The following is a 4,879-nucleotide window of genomic DNA, read 5'->3' on the forward strand; positions in this document are numbered from 1 at the left end:
TCATGCGGCCATTGCGCGAAGTGGTATTCACCGCTGTCACCTCACCGCTGACCTTGACGCTAAAGACACAGGGGTTCTCTTCCTGTGCGCGGTAGCCGTAGGTTTGACAGGCGCTGTCAAAATCTTTGGCGGACTTTAGCGCATTCAGCAGTTCCGCCACCGGCTTCGCATCGTGCTGAATCTGCGGCACCAGTTTCTGCTGCCAGGTCTGAGCAATATTGGCCATTTTGGGATTGGGGGGATTTTTCAGGTCGGCCAGCTCCTGCTGCGACACAATGCGGCAACCGCTAAGGATCACGATAGGAAGCAGTAACCAGAGTCGTTTGTGCATCTCATTCTCCTGGGCGCCTGCTGTGCAGGCGCACCGATTATTGATTACGACTTGTAGTTAAAGTCCTGCACACCTTTAGCATTGTCCGGGGTGATTAAAATGCCGCGGAACATCACGCGCTGCTTCTCCGGCTTCACCCCTTTCTGGATGAAGTTGTCGAGATCGGTCACGCCCTGCGCAGCAATAGCCTGCGCCTGCAACATTACCGTAGCTTTCAGATCGCCTTTTTCTACCGCATCACGCTCGTCGTTGCTGCCGTCGATACCCACCACGGTGACATCGTTGCGGCCTGCGGCTTTAAGTGCCGCAATCGCGCCCAGCGCCACCGGACCGTTACCACAGATCACGCCTTTTACATCGGGATGGGCCTGCAGAATGCTGTCCATAATGCGTTTGCCATCGATCAGGGTGCCTTTCGCATCCTGACGCGCGACAGATTTCATATCCGGATACTGATCCAGCACCTGGTGGAAGGATTTCGAGCGGGTGACACAGTTATTGTCCGCGAGGTTACAGGTCAATTCGGCATAGCTGCCTTTTTCACCCATCTTCTCCACAAACACGTTGGCCACATCAGAACCCGCCTGGAAGTTGTTGTGGGTGATCTGCGCCAGCGCCACATCGTCGACCGGAATTTCACGGTTGATCAGCACCACGGGGATCCCCGCATCTTTGGCTTTTTTGATTGCTGCGACGCTGGCGGTGGAGTCGGCGTTATCCAGCACAATGCCCTGCACTTTTTTACCGATGGCGGCATCGATCAGTTCGCTCTGCTTCTTAACGTCTTCACCGTGCGACAGCACGCTGGTTTTATAGCCCAGCTCTTGCGCTTTCAGGTTGGCGCCTTTGGCTTCGGAAGCGTAATAGGGGTTATCCAGTGAGTTCACCAGAATCATGATGGTGCCTTTGTCGGCAGCGAAACTGGATTGGGCGATCAGGCAACTGGCAATGGCAGTGAATAACAGGGTACGTTTTTTCATGTTCGTGCTCTCTCATTGTTTTGTTGTTATTGCAGGGTTGAGGCCGTACTGGTGCTGGCGCGGCATTACCAGATGGTGAAGCCGCCATCGATCATTAAATCTGCGCCGGTGATCATGTCGCTGCCGTTGCTGGCGAAGAACAGCACGGCAGCGGCAATTTCATCGGTGTAAGCAAAACGCCCTAGCGGGATCAGTTTTTTCATCTGTTCGCCCTTCTCACCGCGCCAGGCCTTTTCGCCCATCGGCGTCAGCACCACGGTGGGTGACAAGGTATTGACGTTGATACGGTGTGGTGCGAACTCTTTGGCCATCACTTTAGTCATACCGAGTAGACCCGCTTTGGCAGAGGTATAGGCCACGTGGTTATCAATGGCGATGGAAGCGGCCTGTGAAGCGATATTGATGATCTTGCCGCCATTACCGGCGCGCACCATGCGTTTGCCCGCCGCTTGTGAGCAAAGAAAAGGACCGGTGAGATTGACGGCGATCTGCTTTTGCCACTCGGCAAAGTCGGTTTCCAGTACCGGCTGTAACATCACATAACCCGCGCAGTTCACCAGGATATCAATGTGGCCGTAATGCTGTTCAACCTGGTTGAACGCCGTCTCGACTGAGCCAGCATCGGTCACGTCACAGCACACCAGCAGTACACGATCGGCAGAGAATTGTTCCTGCACAGCCGCCACGCGATCGCTTTCGAATGGAGGGTAAAGCAGGGCCAGCCGTGCACCTTTCTCTAACAGCATGGCGTTACTGGCCATGGCAATTCCACCGAGGCCACCGGTCACCACCGCCACCTTGCCGGTGAGGTCGAGATCGGTATTTACGCCGTAGCGCTGGTTGACATCGTATTCCCCACTCATCCCTTCGCTCCTGTTTGCATGTTCAGCGGCTCTGGTTATCTCTGGCCGGATATGTTTGCAGTAACATTGATTTTCGAACAAAAATATAAGCTATCGTTTCGCAATGGTTTGTTGGTGAGATCAAATTTCATACAAATGATGCAAACTATTTTTATCTTACTGTATTTTAAGTAAATAACTGAATATCACGTTTTGTGATATAGAAATAACGGCTGGCAGGTCTATGTGAAATCAATTGCATGGCTTTATCTTATTTTCATTCGAAAATGCATCTTTGTGCGAGCCGCCTCGCAAATCCCTGGTGCGCAGAGTAAAATCATCACGGGTTTTCTTATTGCCAAAACCAGACCGTGATTGGAAAGAGGGAGCATTTCGATTGAAAAGCAAATCTGAGCAGCTGGCTGATATGCAGCAGCGTCGTGAGAAGATCCTGGAGATGATCCGCGAAGACGGCACAGTCACGGTTAAAGCGCTTACCGATACCTTTGGCCTGACCGAGGCAACCATCCGCACCGATTTGCGTATGCTGCAAAAAGCCGGGCATGTGCAGCGTTATCACGGTGGCGCCACGCTGATGACCGGTAAGCAGAACACCGGCGCACTGCTGCTTGAGCGTCAAACTCACCTTGATGAGAAAGAAGCCATTGGCCGGCTCGCCGCGCAGTATGTGGAAAATGGGGATACGGTGATTTTCGATTCTGGCACCACCACCACCGCCATTGCGGAAGCAATTGGCCACATCCGTCGTTTATCGGTGATCACCACGGCGGTGAATATTGCGCTGAAGCTGGGGGGCGAACCGGGGATTAATATCCTGCTGACGGGGGGGACCTTCAAATTTCCAACACTCTCGACGTCCGGTGAGAAAGCCGCTTCTTTCTTTGAAAACGTGCTGGCCGAAAAGCTGTTTCTCGCCACCGCCTGTATTTCGCCCCGCCTCGGGTTAAGCTTCCCCAGTGAGACGGATATCAAAGTGAAGATGGCGATGATCAACTCCGCCAGTACGGTATTTGTGGTGGCAGACTCCAGCAAAATCGATAAGGTGTCGATGTTTGCCCTGCCCTGTGACTGGAGCAAAATCCATTATTTGATTACCGATCGCGGGATTACGCCGGCGCAGATTGCAGCGTTTGAAGCGTTAGGGGTACAGGTGTTGGTGGCAGGCATTGAAGAGACAAAAAAACGCGCGGTGTTTTGAGCATCAATTCCGGGGCGGCCCACTCGCAGCCGCCCCCTCAATGCTAATTAGAAACCTAAGCTATCCAGCAAGTCATCCACCTGATCCTGGTTCGCTACCACGCCAGGTGCATTGGCATGGATCTGTGGACCATGCAACAGGCTGCTGGCGTCTTTACGCGCGGCAGCGTTGGCTTCAGGCATATTCTCCAGCAGCACCATCAGCAACTGACGCTCGATCTCCTGGATCACATCCATCATGCGCTTGATCACCTGGCCGGTAAGGTCCTGGAAATCCTGCGCCATCATGATCTCAAGCAGCTGCTTGTTGGTGTACGAGGTATGCGACGGCACATCACTGAGAAATTCGCGCGTATCCGAAACCAACTCGCGTGCATCCGCCAGCTCAATCGGGTTTTCAAACCACGCATCCCAACGGCCTTTCAGCTTGTTGGCGTTGGCTTCCATTTGGTCCTGGTGTAGCTGCGCGGCTTCAACGCAGTTGAGTGCGCGTTCTGCCGCTTGCGCCGTCATCTGCACCACGTAATCCAGACGGTCACGCGCGTCCGGAATCGCTTCCGCCGCTTCGTCAATCGCCTGGTCTAACCCCAATTCGCGCAGGCTGTCGCGCAACATACGCGTCAGCGAGCCGATACGGGTAATAATGTCGTGTGCCGAGGCTTCTTCGGTTGGTTTCGAAAGGTCGCTCATCACATCTCCTTACATACCCAGTTTTTCGAAAATTTTACCCAGCTTTTCTTCCAGCGTGGCTGCGGTGAACGGCTTCACTACATAACCGCTGGCACCGGCCTGGGCAGCTGCAATGATGTTCTCTTTTTTCGCTTCGGCGGTAACCATCAGCACCGGCAGTTTGCTCAACGCCGCGTCCGCACGAATGGTCTGCAGCAGTTCCAGACCGTCCATGTTGGGCATGTTCCAGTCGGATACCACGAAATCAAAACCACCCGCACGCAGTTTGGTCAGTGCATCAACACCGTCCTCTGCTTCTTCAACGTTGTTGAATCCCAGCTCTTTCAGCAGGTTGCGGACGATACGACGCATCGTATTGAAGTCATCCACCACCAAAAAGCGCATGTTTTTATCAGCCATATCTACTCCTGTGTTGTCTCGTCCGGCAGGACGGGCTCGTTAAATTCGCAATGCCTGTCCGGCGCTAATTTTTGCCAGCATGTGCTGACTGATGTGTCCTAAATCGACTACTTCACTGGTGCCGCCCATCGCAATCGCTTCGCGCGGCATACCAAAGACGACGCAACTTGCTTCATCCTGCGCGATGGTCCAGGCACCGGCGCGATGCATTTCCAGCATCCCGGCGGCACCGTCGTTACCCATCCCGGTAAGGATGACACCCACGGCATTTCGTCCTGCGTGCACCGCCACGGACCGGAACAGCACGTCAACAGAGGGCTTATGACGGTTCACCGGCGGGCCATCATTCAGTTTCACCACGTAGTTGGCGCCACTACGGCTCAACTCCATGTGCATCGCGCCCGGTGCGATATAGGCAT

Annotated in this window: 7 protein-coding genes; 1 reads left to right on the top strand and 6 read right to left on the bottom strand. The window is 54.0% G+C overall.

The genetic code is table 11. From position 1 onward, the window contains the following. The 3 genes from RT340_RS21835 to RT340_RS21845 form a co-directional block, all read right to left on the bottom strand. A partial coding sequence (locus RT340_RS21835) for a DUF2291 family protein (RefSeq protein ID WP_313377740.1) occupies window positions 1-331 on the bottom strand: 331 nt, incomplete at its 3' end. 44 nt (window positions 332-375) lie between these two features. Beyond that, window positions 376-1,311 (bottom strand): D-ribose ABC transporter substrate-binding protein, encoded by a 936-nt coding sequence (locus RT340_RS21840; protein WP_058959717.1) that lies wholly within the window; start codon window positions 1,309-1,311, stop codon window positions 376-378. Window positions 1,312-1,376: 65 nt separating this feature from the next. Beyond that, window positions 1,377-2,174: a GolD/DthD family dehydrogenase gene (locus tag RT340_RS21845; protein ID WP_313377743.1), complete on the bottom strand. Its 798-nt coding sequence runs from the start codon at window positions 2,172-2,174 to the stop codon at window positions 1,377-1,379. Between the two features lie 376 nt (window positions 2,175-2,550). Here RT340_RS21845 and RT340_RS21850 point away from each other — a divergent pair, with 376 nt between their 5' ends. Next, the gene (locus RT340_RS21850; RefSeq protein WP_160834647.1) at window positions 2,551-3,372 is read left to right on the top strand and encodes a DeoR/GlpR family DNA-binding transcription regulator; all 822 of its coding nucleotides are present in this window, start codon (window positions 2,551-2,553) and stop codon (window positions 3,370-3,372) included. Window positions 3,373-3,419: 47 nt separating this feature from the next. Here the strand turns inward: RT340_RS21850 and cheZ are convergent, their stop codons facing one another. The 3 genes from cheZ to RT340_RS21865 form a co-directional block, all read right to left on the bottom strand. Continuing rightward, window positions 3,420-4,061 (bottom strand): protein phosphatase CheZ, encoded by a 642-nt coding sequence (gene cheZ, locus RT340_RS21855; protein WP_313377745.1) that lies wholly within the window; start codon window positions 4,059-4,061, stop codon window positions 3,420-3,422. 9 nt (window positions 4,062-4,070) lie between these two features. Further along, window positions 4,071-4,460 carry a chemotaxis response regulator CheY gene (gene cheY / locus RT340_RS21860; protein WP_007892562.1) on the bottom strand — a complete coding sequence of 130 codons (390 nt, stop codon included), beginning with the start codon at window positions 4,458-4,460 and terminating at the stop codon, window positions 4,071-4,073. A 39-nt stretch (window positions 4,461-4,499) separates the two neighbouring features. Then, window positions 4,500-4,879, bottom strand: a 380-nt coding sequence (locus RT340_RS21865) for a chemotaxis protein CheB (RefSeq protein WP_313377748.1), incomplete at its 5' end; no start/stop codon positions are given.

Origin of the sequence: Pantoea sp. CTOTU50773, from assembly GCF_032082325.1 — a bacterium.
GTDB classification, from domain to species: Bacteria; Pseudomonadota; Gammaproteobacteria; order Enterobacterales; family Enterobacteriaceae; genus Pantoea; species Pantoea communis.

Bases quoted from the DNA above. Each gene is read 5' to 3' on its own strand.
- RT340_RS21840 (WP_058959717.1), bottom strand. From the start codon at position 1,311: ATGAAAAAACGTACCCTGTTATTCACTGCCATTGCCAGTTGCCTGATC.
- RT340_RS21845 (WP_313377743.1), bottom strand. From the start codon at position 2,174: ATGAGTGGGGAATACGATGTCAACCAGCGCTACGGCGTAAATACCGAT.
- cheZ (WP_313377745.1), bottom strand. From the start codon at position 4,061: ATGAGCGACCTTTCGAAACCAACCGAAGAAGCCTCGGCACACGACATT.
- cheY (WP_007892562.1), bottom strand. From the start codon at position 4,460: ATGGCTGATAAAAACATGCGCTTTTTGGTGGTGGATGACTTCAATACG.